At 38.0% G+C, this 17,868-nt stretch carries 14 protein-coding genes; 10 read left to right on the top strand and 4 right to left on the bottom strand.

The features are described 5' to 3' along the window. Window positions 1–120: 120 nt before the first annotated feature. Both PVA17_RS10835 and PVA17_RS10830 read left to right on the top strand, forming a co-directional pair. Window positions 121–504, top strand: a complete 384-nt coding sequence (locus tag PVA17_RS10835) for a hypothetical protein (RefSeq protein ID WP_132360392.1) — start codon at window positions 121–123, stop codon at window positions 502–504. Window positions 505–613: 109 nt separating this feature from the next. Continuing rightward, window positions 614–1,006 carry a hypothetical protein gene (locus PVA17_RS10830; RefSeq protein WP_248717835.1) on the top strand — a complete coding sequence of 131 codons (393 nt, stop codon included), beginning with the start codon at window positions 614–616 and terminating at the stop codon, window positions 1,004–1,006. A 295-nt stretch (window positions 1,007–1,301) separates the two neighbouring features. Here PVA17_RS10830 and PVA17_RS10825 read toward each other — a convergent pair whose 3' ends face one another. Beyond that, the gene (locus PVA17_RS10825; RefSeq protein ID WP_274067692.1) at window positions 1,302–2,282 is read right to left on the bottom strand and encodes a nuclease-related domain-containing protein; all 981 of its coding nucleotides are present in this window, start codon (window positions 2,280–2,282) and stop codon (window positions 1,302–1,304) included. Window positions 2,283–2,383: 101 nt separating this feature from the next. Further along, window positions 2,384–2,809, bottom strand: a complete 426-nt coding sequence (locus PVA17_RS10820) for a YwpF family protein (protein WP_132360394.1) — start codon at window positions 2,807–2,809, stop codon at window positions 2,384–2,386. A gap of 532 nt (window positions 2,810–3,341) precedes the next feature. Between PVA17_RS10820 and PVA17_RS10815 the strand changes: the two genes are divergently transcribed. Beyond that, the gene (locus PVA17_RS10815; RefSeq protein WP_132360396.1) at window positions 3,342–3,764 is read left to right on the top strand and encodes a single-stranded DNA-binding protein; all 423 of its coding nucleotides are present in this window, start codon (window positions 3,342–3,344) and stop codon (window positions 3,762–3,764) included. Between the two features lie 257 nt (window positions 3,765–4,021). On the opposite strand, the gene PVA17_RS10810 is transcribed toward PVA17_RS10815, so the two are convergent. Then, window positions 4,022–6,784 carry a DEAD/DEAH box helicase gene (locus PVA17_RS10810; protein WP_274067691.1) on the bottom strand — a complete coding sequence of 921 codons (2,763 nt, stop codon included), beginning with the start codon at window positions 6,782–6,784 and terminating at the stop codon, window positions 4,022–4,024. After that, window positions 6,781–8,355: a hypothetical protein gene (locus PVA17_RS10805; protein ID WP_274067690.1), complete on the bottom strand. Its 1,575-nt coding sequence runs from the start codon at window positions 8,353–8,355 to the stop codon at window positions 6,781–6,783. Before PVA17_RS10805 ends, PVA17_RS10810 begins: the two co-directional genes overlap by 4 nt. Window positions 8,356–8,553: 198 nt before the next feature. Here PVA17_RS10805 and PVA17_RS10800 point away from each other — a divergent pair, with 198 nt between their 5' ends. The 7 genes from PVA17_RS10800 (at window position 8,554) to PVA17_RS10770 (ending at window position 17,662) form a co-directional block, all read left to right on the top strand. Beyond that, window positions 8,554–9,027, top strand: coding sequence for an IDEAL domain-containing protein (locus tag PVA17_RS10800; RefSeq protein WP_132360402.1), 474 nt, complete (start codon window positions 8,554–8,556; stop codon window positions 9,025–9,027). A gap of 203 nt (window positions 9,028–9,230) precedes the next feature. Next, complete coding sequence (locus PVA17_RS10795; RefSeq protein WP_132360404.1) at window positions 9,231–10,079, top strand: flagellin N-terminal helical domain-containing protein; 849 nt, start codon at window positions 9,231–9,233, stop codon at window positions 10,077–10,079. Between the two features lie 17 nt (window positions 10,080–10,096). Beyond that, a complete protein-coding gene (locus PVA17_RS10790; protein WP_274067689.1) occupies window positions 10,097–10,282 on the top strand; it encodes a hypothetical protein in 186 nt (61 codons plus the stop codon). A gap of 209 nt (window positions 10,283–10,491) precedes the next feature. After that, window positions 10,492–11,436 carry a nuclease-related domain-containing protein gene (locus PVA17_RS10785; RefSeq protein ID WP_274067688.1) on the top strand — a complete coding sequence of 315 codons (945 nt, stop codon included), beginning with the start codon at window positions 10,492–10,494 and terminating at the stop codon, window positions 11,434–11,436. A gap of 308 nt (window positions 11,437–11,744) precedes the next feature. Next, entirely contained in the window at window positions 11,745–13,016 is a 1,272-nt protein-coding gene (locus tag PVA17_RS10780) for a nucleotide sugar dehydrogenase (RefSeq protein ID WP_248717841.1), read from the top strand. Then, a complete protein-coding gene (locus PVA17_RS10775; protein WP_132360410.1) occupies window positions 13,013–13,726 on the top strand; it encodes a WecB/TagA/CpsF family glycosyltransferase in 714 nt (237 codons plus the stop codon). The genes PVA17_RS10780 and PVA17_RS10775 overlap by 4 nt, the downstream gene beginning before the upstream one ends. A 603-nt stretch (window positions 13,727–14,329) precedes the next feature. Next, complete coding sequence (locus PVA17_RS10770; RefSeq protein WP_274067687.1) at window positions 14,330–17,662, top strand: S-layer homology domain-containing protein; 3,333 nt, start codon at window positions 14,330–14,332, stop codon at window positions 17,660–17,662. Window positions 17,663–17,868 lie beyond the last annotated feature (206 nt).

Below are 17,868 nucleotides of genomic sequence, written 5' to 3'. Positions count from 1 at the left end.
GCAGATAAAAATATCACGATTATTGAAATGTTTTATAAAAATGCAATGGCGTATATGTGATTGTAAATTGAAATACATGTAATTTTAGTTTTGTTTTTAAAACGTAGGAGGATTATATTGATGTATAAGGAATTGTCTTCAGGTGTTAAAATTAGCATTACGCGTTCGATTTCAACATCTTTTGAATCATACTTAGCAAGTATTGATTGGAAAGAAGAGCGTTTTTCTATGGAAGACTTTATTGCTAGCTGGCAAACTTATTTTCAAGAAAATGCCGCATGGATCGAAAAAATCCCAGCAGATGTTTTGATGAGTACTGAATTCCATGAAGAGATGGCGCAAAAAATTGATGAAGTAATTGCAAAAATTTTAAATGAAGAACCAACAGCGAAGCAAATTGAAACAATCGATGCCATGCAAAAAGAGCTAGGTACAAATTATAGCTACAACTGTAAAGCAGAAGCAGCATACGTTGAACAACTGTTAAAAGAAAAACAAAAATAGTTTGTAAAAAAATCGGATAGTTCCCTCCTTTCCCGGGCAATCTATGTAGGATCACAAATACACACACATTGTATTTGTTGACATAGCATCGAGAAAGGAGGATTTTTCTATGTGGAGAATGTCATTTTTGGCAATTATTCTTGCTGCTTTATTCCTTGGAGGTTGTAACTGGGGAAACAGAGCTGTTGAAACAAGACCAGTGGAGAATGTTAAACACGACGTTCGCCGAGGTGTTGAGAAAGTAGAAGAAAGAAATGACGTTTACAATCGTGACGTTAATGGTGTTCACCGTAACACTGTTCTACCTGAAGCTACAACACCAGGTACTACTGGTCCAAGAACTACAACTCCAGGTACAACAACACCAGGTACAACAACAGTACCAGGTACAACAACACCAGGTACAAATGCTGATTTAAATAGTACAAATGGCTATAACAATGTACCAAATGCAAACGGTGTTGTTAAAGAAAAGGTCGTTGAAGAAAAAGTAACGCGATAATATAAAAAAGAGTGTTTCCATCCAATGGAACACTCTTTTTTTCATTTTGTGTGGGAGAAAATACACGAATGGAAGAGGGCAATATCCACAATATTTGCGGGGGAGAAGTGAATACTTGCGAAGAGAAGTGAATACCCGCGGAAGAGAAGTGAACACCGCGAAGAGAGAGTGAATACCCGCGGAAGAGAGGTAAATACCCGCGGAAGAGAAGTAAATACTCGCGGAAGAGAGGTAAATACCCGCGAAGTGAGTGAATCCCCCTCGCGAAGGTAACGAACCAACCCATTAAATATCCTCAGGAAGAGCGGAAAAATGGCTTCATATATTCCACTAAATTTTCGGGTAATTGGTAAACACGATTTTTATAAGAACCTGTATAGGGAAATTGAAATTTTCTAAGTAAACGATTTGCAGCATCACTGGAATGAATACTGAAAAATTCACGTAACTGTTTATTGGTGATTGTTGATCCAACTAAGTATCGATAATCTTGTAATGCTTCAGCAAAAATTTCTTCGCTTGCAAATTGACAGTACGAACATTTCCAAATCCCGCGAGCATAGTGCATTTGAGATTTGTATTGGCATTGCGGACAAAGTACACCTTGGCGATATCTTGAGGAATCAATAAAAGCCGTAATTTTCGGTGGCTGATGTCTGCAAAGGAGTTGTTGAGCTATTTGAGTTAACTGTTCATCGCTTAAAATGGGTTGTGTATATTTTTTAAAAAGGGAATGAAGATGTTTTTGAAGTCCTGAAACATGGAAAATCGGAATTGTATTTGGATGACTGGCAATAATCGCAGTGGGGTTGGCGATGATAACCGCACCCTCAATGGGGAGAGAATAGTTTTTGGAAATAACTTTAAGAAATTGCATATGTCGCTGGATCTGAGTAATTGCATTGGGAAATCCTTCGACAGTTCCATCTGGCTTCGTTCGAATACATTGATGTGTAATGTCGTCAAAATCAAGACGTCCGGTAATATTTTTTATTTCAACAACTAGCACAAAATTACTGCAAATGAAAAGCGTATCGAGTTGATGTGAATGCTGAGCAGAATTCATCAGAATTAAATTATGTAACACTAAAAAAGTATAGGGACATACTAATTCAAGCCATTCACGGTCAACCCTCCTTTCACCAGCAAAGCCAGCATCGAATCTTCGAAATTGCTCATTATAATAGCTAAAATCAGGGTCCTCTTCGAATAACCGCCTCTTTAAAGCCTCAAGCCACGATAATTTTAATGGCTTTTCCCTAACAGCAATAGTCAAGTGTAGTTACCTCCTATAAATTTTACATCGTATTGTACCTTAAAATCTCTAACTGTCCAATAAAAAAATAACGATGCAAATAATGCATCGTTAAATCGAGATCAATCATTTTTGAGTTTTGGTCGTTCTTTCATACCGTGTGAGAAGCGGTCCAATAGCTTATCTAACGTAACTCCCTCAACTAGTAATTCGGCTAGTAATTGCTCAGCATATTTCGAGCGTTTTGTCTTTAGTGTCCCTTTTAAAAGGACAGAGATGTGCTCGCCGATTTCTTGAACTGTATGTACGACAACCTGGAAAGGAGCAGGCTCATTATCTGGAAATGAAATAACAGCACGTACATTAAAGACAGTAGCATTAGCTAAAAGTTCATCGAAAATAGCACGATATTGCCGGTCCATAAACAGCTCGAGAATCCAAGATTGATGGCTATTCTCCTGGTTAATAATAATACCATCGACTAAAGGGAAAGGTTGCATGCCGTCTTTTGTGACAAGGTCAAAGGAAAGCATCTTAAATGTTTTCATTATGTAAAATCCTCCTAAGTCGGTCATCCTTTTTAGTATAACATATTCAATTAGCTCTGTTTTACTTCATTCCGGACAGGTACAGATGTATCCCATCTCTATAAGGGATGAGGTGAAGCGGTATTAAGTTACTTTTCAACATCCGCTGAAATAGAGGAGCTCACGTGGCATTACCGAAATGGCCGACGTTAACTCTGCGTTTTCGTCACGCCAAAGCACACAGCCGATTCCGAACACATTGTATATCTATACGAAATCGAAGCGACAGCCGCAAATGTTTACTGCGATTATGCCGAGGCATCACTGATGATACATTCTGCAAAAACAGCGAAATTGCATATTTCAACAATTAGCATTTGCTTTTAGAGCGAAAAGCATTCTGCCCAAAAAATCTTGCATTACATGAAAAGTAAAAAGCTCAATATATCCAATTTATGATTAAAAACTAAGGGAAATGATAAAAATCGACTTTTGCCAATGTTGGATGAATTTTTGTAAGATGAGAGCAATCAAAAGCAAAGGAGGTGAATCAATGAACCAAGTCGGACTGGTCGGAAGGTTAACAAAGGATCCAGTGTTACGACACTTATCTGGAAATCGAGTGCAAGCACATTTTACTGTAGCCATTAATCGCAATTACAAAAACAGTCGTGGGGAAGTGGATGCTGACTTTATTCTCTGTACAGTATGGGGAAGGCTTGCAGAGCATATCGTCAAATATTGCGGAAAAGGCTCATTAATTGGAGTGAATGGTCGAATTCAATCAAGATCATTTTTAAATGAAGAAAGCACAAAGGTTTTTATAACAGAAGTAGTCGTAGAAGATGTCCGATTTTATCGGCTTAAGCCAAGGGATAGCGACGGGGCAATTGTGCCTCCAAAGCCACCAGATGAGCAGGAAGGCTTAAAGGATTTTGTGCTACCTGAGGCAGAAGTACAATTGCCAGCAATATAGAGCTTTAATTGTTACATACGGGGCAAGGGACAATTGTCTGATCCGCCATTCTCCTTCTATTCTTGCGCCGTAATCAATTTAGAAAGGATGATGATGTCTACATTTCATAACGAAGTTCATTGCTGAAGACCGCACAGCAATGAGCATATTACACACAACTAAATATATATATGAAGTAAGTAGGGGAAGAAGTAACAGAAGATCCACTGAAATAAAAGAGCGCCAAGAACGTTGTGCTCTTGGCGCATCTCACATCTTTAAAAATCGAGTTTCATTAAATCCCGAAGTTCGTCATCTGCTAATTCAGTTAACCACTGGCTTGATTGAATTAGTTCTTCTGATAGTGCAGATTTTTGGGCTAGCATTTTATCAATTTTCTCTTCGATAGTACCAATAGTAACAAACTTATGCACTTGTACAAATTGTGTTTGACCAATTCGATATGCACGGTCTGTCGCTTGATTTTCAACGGCAGGATTCCACCAGCGATCTGCATGTAATACATGATTTGCAGCTGTTAAATTAAGCCCTGTTCCACCCGCTTTTAAGGAAAGGATAAATATGGGAAAATCTCCTGCCTGGAAAGTTTCTACTAAGCGGTCACGCTGCTGCTTAGGCATTGCACCTGTTAAGAAAGGTGCATCAATATTATATAGTTCACTAAAACAATGCTGTAGTAATTGCCCCATTCCAATATATTGTGTGAAAATGAGGCACTGCTCGCCATTGTCCACGATTTCTGTAGCCATTTGCACGATACGTTCTAATTTTGTAGAACGATTAAGCATTGATTCGGCATCCTCGAAAGGTTCTTTTAAATACAAGGCAGGATGATTACATAATTGCTTTAACTTACTGAGCATCTTTAAGACGCGTCCCTTCTTTTGAAAGCCTGTTAATTGCTCCAGCTGATCGAGCGTCTCTAATATATATCCTTCGTATAGAGATGCTTGCTCAGTTGTTAATGGGCAGTATTCATGAGACTCTTGTTTATCTGGTAAGTTAAGCTGTAAGTGTGGGTCACGCTTTGTACGACGAAGTAAAAATGCTTGAATTTTTGCACGTAACTTCTGTTTATGTGACTCCGACTCATCTCGTTCTATCGGTAAAATAAATTCTTCATTAAAGCGACCGAAGCTACCTAAATAGCCCTTATGGATAAAGTCAAAAATTGCCCATAGCTCCGACAAACGATTTTCTACTGGCGTACCCGTTAAAGCAATATGATGCGTCCCTTGTAATTTACGAATAGCCCTTGATTGTAGCGTTTGCATATTTTTAATATTTTGAGCCTCGTCTAGCACAACGGTTGCCCATTCTACTTCCTGTAAAAACTCAGCATCCTGTGATACCGTGCCATAGGTAGATAAAATCACATGTGGTTTTTCTCTTCCTACTAGCTCTTTAAAAGCGGCCTCCTTTGCTCGATTCGCCTGATAATGCGTATGCACACTCAAGGAAGGAGCAAAACGAGCAAGTTCCTTTTGCCAGTTGCCTAGCACAGACGTAGGGCAAATAATGATGGACGGTTTTGTATCCTCAGTTGTTTCATAAAGATGAAGTAAATACGAAATAAGCTGAACCGTTTTACCAAGACCCATATCATCAGCTAGGCATGCACCAAAGCCTTGTTCTCGCATAAAGACAAGCCATTCAAAGCCCTCATGCTGATAAGGACGTAATTCTGCCTGCAAAGATGTAGGAACCTGGACAGTAGGGAGTCCTTTTTTCTCCTGAAGCTGCTCCATATAGGATTTAAGTGATTTTTGCAATTCAAATGCAAAAATCGGGTCATCTCTCATTGCATCATCGGCATCCTCTTCTTCAAGAGGTAAGGATAAATCCTCTGGTAGCTCGCGGAATAGCAATTCACGAACGGTCCAGCTTTCATCTTCTGCTTGCTCCATCAATGCACGCATTTCTTGCATCCAGTTCGCATTGACTCGGAACCATTCTGTACCAATACGAATGAATTCGCGTTTCTCATCTACAAGCTTTTTAAATTGCTCAGGTGAAATGGACTGTCCATTCATAGAAAACTGCCATTTGAACGTTAAAATATCATCTAGTCCAGCAACCTTCTTTGTCGCTACATTGCCAGTACTTACGCGAACACGCATTTTTGACTGTTTTAAATCCTTTAGCCAAGCCGGTAGTACAACATCAAAGCCGAGTGCTTGTAATCTTGCTAAATCTTCACGTAAAAATGTTCGAACTTGTAAATCGTCAAGCATAATACGGATGAAAATATCGCTACGTAAATCTTCAATAGAAAGAAGATCTACAATTTGTCCTTGTTGCTGTTCAATAGCATCAGCATACATTTGCCATTTCGTCGGTAGAGCATCAGCAATTGGTAGTGACTGCTTTCGCATAGCTGGCGTCCAGTAGTTTTTGGCTGTAGGCGTACTTAGTACGGTTTCTAAAAGCCAAACATCTGAATCTTCCTCAGGCTCACCTAAGCGTAGGGAGACAGTAACTGCACCTGCCTGTCGTTCCTGCTCTAGTGGCCAACCACCACGCAAGAAAAATGGCATTAGCTTTGGTAAATCAGACAGTATTAGACCTGCTTGAGCTAGTTTTTGCTGCACTGCCGTTTCTAATAAAGCTGTATCTTCACCTTCTATAGGGAATGTTAGTGTAGAAAAATCATCTGCAATCACTGCGTGTGACCAGAGCGAGGGCTCTTGCCAATACGTTTGTAAAGCAGACACTTTTTCTAGCCATACCTGACTTGCTGTATCCGTACCTTGCCAGTCAATAAAAGGATGCAGATAGCGCCGTGAAAAAATATCAAGGAGCTCAGAGGTTGAAACTTCAATCGTACGTTCTGAGCGATTGGTTAATAAACCATAGACATTCGCTTCATAGTTAAAAAATAATGAAGAAATGAGTGAGTCTGCTTCTATTGCTACACCGTCAGCAGTATATCCCTGTAACGTAAAATATCCTTCCTGTGCTGCATGAATACGAAGCTGTTGCTTTTTTGAAAACGGGGAAGGAGCATTTATAGTCATCATACTAAGTTTCCTTTCTCAATTTCTTCTTGTAATGCACGAAGTCGTTTATACTCTGCGCGAATTGTTTGCATATAGGTCTCAAAATAAGCAGTTTTACCAGCACGCTTTGCGGCACTGCGCATACTTTTCCAGATTCGTACAGCCTGCTTATAGTTCATACGTGATTTTTGTGTAATTTCAGCCATGGCATATAGATGATATAAGGGCAATACTGTTGCAGGCGCAACCTGAAGTACATCTTTTAATCCACACATTTCTAAATAAGAAAGGGAGGAGAGATTTAACTGATGGAGGGCTGCCCATTCACGATAACGTTCTTTTTTAATAAGAAGGAACGAAAACGGTTGAAGCCCATAAACACCAAATGCACTATATAATGTAACTTCCTGTTCTTCCGTAAGCTGAATGTCTTCGTATAAAAGCTGAAATTGCCTTACATATTGAGCACGTTTTACAACTGGCACTGTTTGCTGTAAAAAGACTTCGGTAAATGGTAGCATCGCACGTAAAATAATGGACTGTGCATGTGATTCGCCAGCACGTTTTGCAAAAGTAGCCAGCTCAAATAGGTCTTGCATATGTTGTCCATCAATATGTGCAATACTTTCCTGTAATAAACTTTCTTTTTGTAGCAGCACATAAAATAGCAGTTTCAATGACTGCAAGGATATCTCAGGCGAAGGATTTCCAAGATTATTTATAAGTGCTAATTCCTGTTCACGACGAGGCTTTTCATAAAAAAGCACTGCCCAAAGTAGCATATATATTTGTAGTCGATCAGCAAATAATCCTTGTCGTTCCAATAAAAATTCCCGAACTAACTCCTGAATCGCATCATAAAATGGATCAGTGGCAAAAAGTCGTGATCGTCCCGTTAGCTCCGTCAATGTACTTTCGAATGATTGGACACTTTGATCAATAAAATATTTCATATAAGGAGAATCCAAAGAATGTCCTTTTGTTTCATTTAAATGACGCCATATTGTATTAAAGATCGATAGCTCCATAAAAAGCTTATAAAGTGGCTGCCACTCACGCTCGAAAGGCATATGCCGTTGAAGTCGCTCCAATGCATCTGTTCGTATAGCTGAAAGGCCATACCCTTCTAAAATTCGCCCAGGTGGCAATAAACGTTTCATGACTTCATCGACCATCAATCTCCAGCTTTCTGGACTTCGTTCATCTGCTAATGATTTTAATTGCACTGATTTTTGAGCGCGCCATGCACTTGACCAATTTTGCACCGAATCAAAATACTGATAAAGAGCAAGCAATGAGCCAACCTGATGTCTACACCATTTCAGCTGAGGACAGTTACAGTGCAGCTCCTCTTTAGCGAAATCAATTTCTACAGTAGCAGGTCTGACATCCTGTACGCTTGCATATAATGTAGAACTTGCTCCATTAAAACGTTCAAAGACAACTGATTTATTTCGCACTGAAAAAACAGCACGACGCACTAGCTCTTCGTCTTCAGTAGAGGAAGGATGTAACGCCTGTTCAGCTTCCTGTAATTTGGTAAGGATAAATTCTTGGTGTTCCTTAGCTAATTGGGCAATAGACAATGCCATAACCTCACTCCTTTCAAAATGTATAGCTAGTGGGCATGTGTAAATATAAGAAAAAAAGACTGTCCTTCCATTATACGATTAAAATGCGTACATGATAAGCTGAATGATTTGAAATAAAAAAATCGAGGAGAAGATAGTTAACAAGATAATTTATTTGTGTTAAAATCTGAATAATCAGATAAATAGGGAGGGATAAGGATGATGCAAGTTCAATATATGAAGCCATTTTATACAAAAATCACTGGAGATAAACTACGTCTAGTGTTTGCTTATCAATATTTCTCTATTTTAAAAGAGAATGAGATTTTCCATTTCATTCCTATTGAAGGTAAAGAGATGATTATTAACTTGAATACACAACAAATTGAAAATATATCCGAGGTATTTGTTTTCCAGAAAGGGAATCGTTTTATCCGGCTGCCATTATATCAATTATTATTAATTACAAATGTTCATGAGCATCTAGCACCGATTCTTGAAAGTGCTACTCCAAAGCCTCAGTTACCACTTGTATCTTCATTGACTGTTGGCGAAGTAGATCAGCTCATTACAGAATTGGAGCAGCAAAACATTGATAATTTAATAGATCAGGCTTTACTAGATCATAATAAAGATCTCTTTTTTGAACTTCTACAACAAAAGAACCATCAACTCGGAGGTTTCGAAAATTGAATACACGGTATTTCAATTAAGCACCTACTTTTCATATGTGAAAAGCGGGTGCTTTTATATATTGCTGGGTCTAAAGTCTAAAATATGAAAATGAACTAAAAGTTATTGATGTATAGAACCTATTAAATTAGTATACATTACCAAAATAAACTTAAAAGAATCTCACATAGACCGATATAAACAACAATAGGGGTGGTGAAATAATGCTTGGAAAATGGTCAGCAACGGGGTTGTCAATTTTAAATAATATGAATAAACACTACGGTGCAATGAACAAGGCAATGCTTCGAATTTCTTCAGGCTACCGCATTAATAGTGCTGCGGATGATCCAGCGGGACTTGCGATTTCCGAAAAAATGCGTGCGCAAATACGTGGCTTGAACATGGCAGCGAAAAATATTCAGGATGGTATATCACTCGTCCAAACAGCTGAGGGTGCACTAAATGAAGTACATGATATGATTCAACGCATGCGTGAGCTCGCAGTTCAGGCGAGCAATGATACTTTAACAGATAGTGATCGGGAGAACCTTGATATGGAATTTCAGGAGCTAAAAAAAGAAATTCAACGCATCTCGAAAGACACTGAATTTAACACAAAGACATTACTAAATGGGGATTATGCTACAAACGGTATTAAAATTCAAGCAGGTGCCAACGCAGGCCAAAGTATCGAGCTGTTTATTGGCAATATGGGTGCTGGAGCACTTGGCTTGGACGATAAGACATCCATCGCAACTCGAGACGACGCCAACAAAACGATTTCCACAATGGACGAGGCCTTAAAACGTGTATCAAGCGAGCGCTCAAGACTAGGCGCCTACCAAAATCGCCTAGAGCACGCCTATAACGCAAACGTAAACACAGCAGAAAACCTACAAGATGCCGAATCCCGCATCCGCGATGCCGATATCGCAAAAGAAATGATGAACATGGTAAAAGCACAAATCCTAATGCAAGCAAGCCAATATGTACTAGCAATGCACATGCAACAAGCACAATCGATTCTAAAGCTACTCGAAAGCGGAACAACAAGGAATCCCCGATACTAAAGGAGATTCCTTTTTTAGTGGAAGCTGATAAAGAAGAGAGGATCGATGATAGAAAAGGGATCATCGCTGATAAAAAAGAGAGGATCGATGATAAGAAGGTGACCATCGCTGAAAGAGAAGTGGGAGCCGTTGATAAAAGTGAGAAATCGATGATAAAAAAGCGAGGACCGCTGATAAGAGCATGGCCGATAAAAGCGAAGTAATCGATAAAGAATAGAGCATCGCTGATAAGAATGAAACAATCGCTGATAAAGAAGGGAATATCGCTGATAAGAATGAAACAATCGCTGATAAAGAAGAGAACATCGCTGATAAAAAGTGAAAACAGCTGATAGACATGCTATAATCGCTGAAAGAATCCTAAACTAGCTGATAAACCAATTAAAATTCAAATAGAAAAGGAGAGAATAGATTGCTAGTAAAACCCTTTGCACCATCTCCATTGACAAAAGGACTCCAAGCCCTTGTGACTCGGTTGCAGCCCACGCATCCACAATATCAAAGTCTTCAGCAGGAACTTAAAATTAAAGAAGCAGGCGATTTTGGTGAGCAATATGTTATGAAGGAACTACAGCAAATAGCACTGCTCAACGATTGCCACATTTTCCACAATGTTATACTTCCCTCTGTTTTTCCCATGCAAATTGATATTTTACTCATTGTCCCCAACGCTATTATTCTATTAGAAATTAAAAATATTCGAGGAACTGTACATTTTAAAAGTGACCCACGCCAGCTCATTCGTACATCGGAATCGGGTGAGGTTCATGTTTTTACGCATCCTGAAATTCAACTTGAACAATATATTCAAGGTATGAAACATTTCTTAGACACCCAACATATTTCTATACCCATTTATGGGGCTGTTGTCTTCCCATTTAATAATGTAAATATTCATCGAGAGGATGGAAGATTGCCGATTTTAATGGCAAAAGAGCTACCAATATTTCTGCATCAACATTTAGGGAAAAACAAAGAGACAGCAACAATGATAGCAATCAAAACCCTTATCTTGTCACATTTGCGGAACAGGACACCATTTCCGCTTTGCCAATACTATCAAATTGATGCCTCTGCTTTGCGGCGTGGTGTTTATTGTGAAAACTGTGAGGAGTTTGGGATGGAGAAATTGAAAATAGGTTGGCATTGCCAGATGTGTCAACATCGGTGTCGCGATGCTCATATTCAGGCACTAAAAGACTATTATATGCTTATTGGCGAAACGATAACGAATCGTGAATGTCGTGATTTTTTGATGATTGGAAGCGAGCATATAGCAAAACGTCTATTACAAAAATTACAATTACCACGAAGCGGATCTAATAAATACTCGAGTTACAAATTGTCTGGTTTATAGATGAATCGCTGATAAACTCCTGAAAATCGCTGATAAGACCAGCATAATCGCTGATAAACCCCTGAACATCGCTGATAAAACTAATATAATCGCTGATAAAACTCAAAAAATCGCTGATAAACGTGCCAAAAGCGCCACAAACCGACAAAACTTTTGCTAATCGGACACAGAAAACAGCTTCAAAGTAACAAATTGATTCACACTTTCAGTGGAAAGATGTATACTATAATGCAGAACAAAATGCATCACGCATTTATAGAACATATAACAATGACTACTCGTTTTTGAAACGGAAGGAAGAATAGAGAATGACTAAATCAATTTGTGTCGTTGGACTTGGCTACATCGGTTTACCAACGGCTGTAATGTTTGCCAACCACGGCATAAAAGTACATGGGGTGGATGTAAACCCGGCAGCAGTAAAAAGTATTCAAGAGAAAAAACTTCATATTGAAGAAAATGGATTACAGGAGCGCTTGAACAAAGCAGTAGATGAAGGTTTCTTAACGGCGTCAACGACACCACAGGAAGCGGACGTATTCATCGTTGCTGTTCCGTCGCCAATTAATCCTGATAATACAGCAAATTTAGAATATGTGCGTCAAGCTACGGCTTCGATCGTGCCATTTTTGAAAAAAGGTGACCTTGTCATTCTTGAATCGACAGTACCACCGAAAACTGTAGAGCATATTATGCTACCAGAGTTAATCAAAGCAAATCTTGAATTTGGTGTAGATTTATTTGTAGCACATTCACCAGAGCGTGTTATTCCTGGTCGTATTTTTGAAGAATTAGTGAACAACGATCGTATCGTTGGTGGGATTGATGACAAGTCTGCACAAATGACAAAAGAGCTTTATCAAACATTTGTGAATGGTACAATCCACCTTACAGATGCCACTACAGCTGAGTTAGTAAAAGTAATGGAAAATACTTATCGTGATGTAAACATTGCGTTCGCCAATGAGCTTGCAAAATTAGCGGAGAAGTTAGACGTAAACATTTGGGAAGCGATTAAATTTGCGAACTATCACCCACGTGTAAATGTTCACTTCCCAGGTCCTGGTGTAGGTGGTCACTGTATCGCGGTTGACCCTTGGTTCCTAGTTGAGCTAGGTGGCGAGACAGCCCAAATTATTCACCTATCTCGTAATACAAATGATAGTATGCCAAGCTTTACAGCACAAAAAACACAAGCAATCTTAAATCAAAACAAAATTGCTGGTGGCAAAGTAGCTGTTCTTGGACTAGCCTTCAAAGGTAACGTAGATGACATGCGTGAAAGTCCATCTACAATCGTTATTGACGAGTTACAAAATCTTGGATTAGACGTTATTTCATATGATCCACACATTAAAGAAAACAAACATGCTACACAAACACAAAGCTTAGAAGAAGCGACAAAAGATGCAGATATCATCGTTGTCCTAACGGATCATAATGAATTCAAAGCATTAGACGCTGCAGAAATTACAGCGAAATCAAAAATCGTCTTTGATACAAAAAACTGCTTAAAACGCGATAAATGGGAAGAAGCAGGCTTCCAGTTCCACCTTTTAGGAGATGCGAAAAACCGATGAAAGAAACAGTACTTGGCATCAATGTCAATACGGAAGGCTACGATGAATTAATGGAGATGGCATTCGAGCGTATTGAAACAAAACAAAAAGCGCTCGTTGTTGCCATCAATCCAGAAAAGATTATCAAGGCAAAAGAAGACCCTGCTCTAAAGAAGCTGCTTAACGAAGCGGAATTTCAAATTCCAGATGGCATCGGTGTTATTCTTGCTTCCAAAATTCAAAAAGGGCAAATTCGTGAACGTGTTACAGGCGTCGATATGATGATGAAGCTTTGCGAGGAAGCGGCAAAGCGTGGCAAGCCTATTTTCCTTTACGGAGGAAAACCAGGTGTTGCAGATGCGGCCAAAGCAAAACTAGAATCATTATTTCCTTCTATTAAAATAGTCGGCACACAGGACGGCTATGAAAAGGACGAACAGAAGGTACTTGATCGCATTAATGAAGCGCAGCCCGATCTACTCTTTGTAGCGATGGGCAGTCCAAAGCAAGAAAACTGGATTAATGCAAATCGCGATCAATTACATCCAACTATTTATCAAGGCGTAGGTGGATCATTCGATGTGCTGGCGGGTACAGTTAAACGTGCACCAGAGATTTTCCAAAAATTTGGCCTTGAATGGTTTTATCGATTAATGAAAGAACCTAAGCGTATCAAGCGTCAAATTGCACTGCCATTATTTTTATTGGAAGTGGCAAGGCAGAAACGGTAATAATTTTTAAAAATTGGTATTGTCGTTTTAAATTGAAAGTGTTAGACTGTATTTGTATAGGAATTTCCTCTATGAAATAAATAGAATTCCCTGCAAGGAAACAACGGTTGGTAGCCCAAGCGAAAAAAGCTCAAGCATTTATATGCTTGAGCTTTTTTCGTGTCTAGAAATATAATTCTGCACTTAAAACATAGATGCATTATCCGAAAATCCCACAGAACAATATCGAAGCGTCTTCTTTTTTGCTCTCTTACATTTTCCATAGAAGCAAAAAGAATTACCAATTTTAATAATAACTAAAATGGGTTGCGTACCTAAAATTGTTTATTAATGTAAAAACATTGAACATATAAGGTTTGTGTACCAAATTATTGTTGGAAAAGATGTGTAATAATACTTGAAAAATCAGCTTAAATAGATGACAATGGTAAAAGAGAGTTGTATGACCATGTTTTTCCGGAAATGAATTAGAAACTTTCCCAAAATATGATTGACAACTTTTAGGTATGCAACTATACTTTTATGTGTAGTTGTTTATTTACTGCATTTCTATGTATTTGTAGTAGAGACATATTTTATGAACTTAGAGGAGGAAATTTTTCTATGGCTAACCAACCAAAGAAATACAAAAAATTCGTAGCAACAGCTGCTACAGCTACATTAGTAGCATCAGCTATCGTACCAGTGGCTTCTGCAGCAAGTTTCACAGATGTAACAGACACTAACTCGCACAAAGATGCAATCAGCAATCTTGTAGATGCTGGTATCATCAAAGGATATCCAGATGGCACATTCAAACCAGACCAATTTGTTTCTCGTGGTCAAGTGGTTAAATTATTAGGTCGCTGGTTAGAAACTGAAGGTTATGAAATTCCAACTGATTGGAATACAAAACAACGCTTCAACGATCTACCAGTAACAAATGCCGATAAAGAATTAGTGCAATATGCTGCACTTGCTAAAGAAGCAGGCGCATTTAATGGTGCAAACGGCAACTTAAACTACTCACAAAACATGGCACGTCAACAAATGGCAATCGTTTTAGTTCGTGCTATCAAAGAAATCAAAGAAGTAGATCTAGTTAAAGAGTACAAAGATGCTAAATTCACTAGCGAAATCTCTGACTTAGGCGGTCTTAATACTGAACAACGTGAAGCAATCACTGCTTTAGAGTATGCTGAGTTAACAAAAGCAGCTACACTACCAGGTAAAGCATTCAAACCAAATGACACAATTACTCGTGCTCAATTCGCTTCATTCTTAGATCGTACAATGAAACTTGAAGTTACAGCTCCTGCAAAAGCTGCTGTAAAAGCAATCAACAGCACAACTGTTGAAATCACATTTGACCAAGAAGTTGAAAACGTACAAGCTCTAAACTTCGAAATCAAAGATCTAGAAGTTAAAAATGCAGCTGTAAAACAAACTAACAAAAAAGTTGTTGTTTTAACTACTGCACCACAAACAGCTGACAAAGAGTACACAGTATCTCTTGCTGGCGATGAAATCGGTAAATTCAAAGGTATCTCAGCTGTAAACCCAACTAAAGTTGAGTTAGTAGCTCCTGCATTCCAAGGTAAGCTTGGCCAACAAGTAACTGTAAAAGCACAAGTTACTGTAGCTGAAGGTCAATCTAAAGCTGGTATCCCTGTAACTTTCTACGTACCAGGTAACAACAACGACGGCGTTACACCAACATTAACTGGTGAAGCAGTAACTGATGAAAACGGTGTAGCATCTTACTCTTACACTCGTTACAAAGACGGTACTGATGAAGTAACTGCTTATGCAACTGGTGACCGTTCTAAATTCGCACTTGGTTATGTATTCTGGGGTGTTGACACTATCCTATCAGTTCAAGAAGTAACTACTGGTGATACAATCAACAACGGTGCTGACAAAACTTACAAAGTTACTTACAAAAACCCTAAAACTGGTCTACCAGAATCAAACAAAACATTCAATGTAGGTTTCCTTGAAAACATGAATGTTACATCTGATAAAGTAAAGAACGCAACTGTTAACGGTGTTGCTGCATTACAATTAAGCAACAATACAGGTTTAGCTGCTGCTAAAATCACAACTGACTCTAAAGGTGAAGCTACATTCACGGTTTCAGGTGCAAACACAGCTGTAACTCCAGTAGTATTTGCTCCTAATACTGCAACTGGTGAAAAAGCTGAAGTTTACAAAGCATCTGCTTTACAAACAACAGCTTCTAAAGTAACTTTCGGTGCACTACAAGCTAAATACACTATCGAAATGACTCGTGAAGGTGGCGAAGTAGCAGCTCGTTATAAAGAAAATGGCCGTGAATACAAAGTCATTGTTAAAGATAAAGACGGTAAATTAGCTAAAAACGAAATCGTGAACGTAGCGTTCAACGAAGATTTAGACCGTGTAATTAGCACAAATACTGATGCTAAATTCATCGAAGTTGATGAAGATGATAAACAAACTTACTATCCAAACACAGCTGCTGATGGTAAAAATAATGCGAAGCAAATCTCTGTTAAAACAAATGATAAAGGTGAAGCAAAATTTGTTATTGGTTCTGACAAAGAAAACGATTATGCAACTCCAGTAGCTTGGATTGATATTAATACTTCAAATGCTAAACAAGGTAGACTAGATGAAGGTGAGCCAACAGCCACTGCTCCAATCTCTTACTTCCAAAATGCATACCTTGATGGTGCATCAATTAAAGCATACAATGCTAATGATAAAGCTGTAAAAGAGTTCAAAGGTAACGAAATCGCTACATTCCGTGCTGAATTAGTGAACCAAAGTAACAAGAAAATGCCTAATACTAGCATCAAAAAAGTTACTTACACAATCTTTAACACAGGTGCTAATGATGTGAAAGTTGGAAATGAAATTGTTTCACCAAACCGTAACCTTACTGTAACTTATGAAGGCACAAATCCTGAATTAAAAGTAGTAGCAGTTGATGGAAAATCTACGTCAGTAAAAGTTACTGCAAACGGTATTGCACTTAACACTGATAACAAAGACTATGCATTCACTTCAAAAGAAGCAACTGCAACATTCACTTCATTATCAGATGTTGGTAATCAAAGTACTGGTGATGTAGTTGAAATCAACGATAAATATATCGTAATTAAAGGTAAAGACCCAATTGAATTAAAGGATGTTAAATTCTTCAATTTATACGGCACTGAAATTCATGGTGTATCTACATTTGTAGATATTATCAAAGCTTATAATACTGGTGTACAAGTAACATACACTGAAGATAAAGATGGTAAGAAATCTATCCGAATCTATAAAGAATCAAGTGCATCAGGTGAAGTAAACACTACATCTGCATTAAAATTAACTGATGCTCAAATCACTAAAAAAGCAGAAGGTTCAGTTACTACAACAGCTGCAACTGCTTCCGTTATCGTTGATCGCGAAGATGTTACAATCAATGGTAAAACTTACAAGTATAGTGCTAATGCATTCGGAACAGATAAAGATTTATATAAATCAGTAGAAGATTTAGTAGCTAAAATTAATGAAGATACTGCTGTTAAAGGTGTAAAAGCTTCTGTTAAAGATCTAGCTAACAAAGAAATTACATTAACAGGTAAAGATACTGATAGCTTTACTTATAAAGTAGGTAACGCACCTGAAAGAACTGCTAATGGTAAAAAAGATGCTGATGCAGTAAAACAACAAATTACGTTTACATTCTCAGCAGCAGTTAACGTAAAATCTGGTGATCTTTTACAAGTTACTACAGGTTCGACTGCTACAGTTAAAGTAGTAAGCGTATCTAATACATCAGTTGTAGTAGAACTTGAAAATGAAATTGTGGCCGGTACTACAATTACTGGTATCAAGTTAAATAATGGTTCTTCTATAAAATCTAAACTTACTGACAAAGAAGTAAATCCTTCTGCTAGCATTAAAGTTGAACCTATTAAATAATAACTAATTTTTAGTTAAAATAAAAAGAGTTTTGTGGGAAACCACAAAGCTCTTTTTTGTTGGTTCTATAATTTCTTCAATCATAGTGAATTATAGGGGCCTTCATTCTTGAGGACATAAAATTATAAAATAATGAATTATATAATTACAAATTTTTTTACATATTAAGAATAGTATCTTTATTTTTTAATAAGGTTCTATAATAT

The organism is Lysinibacillus sp. CNPSo 3705, from assembly GCF_028674935.1.
Taxonomy (GTDB): domain Bacteria; phylum Bacillota; class Bacilli; order Bacillales_A; family Planococcaceae; genus Lysinibacillus.
This window is presented reverse-complemented; position numbering and strand designations above follow the sequence as displayed.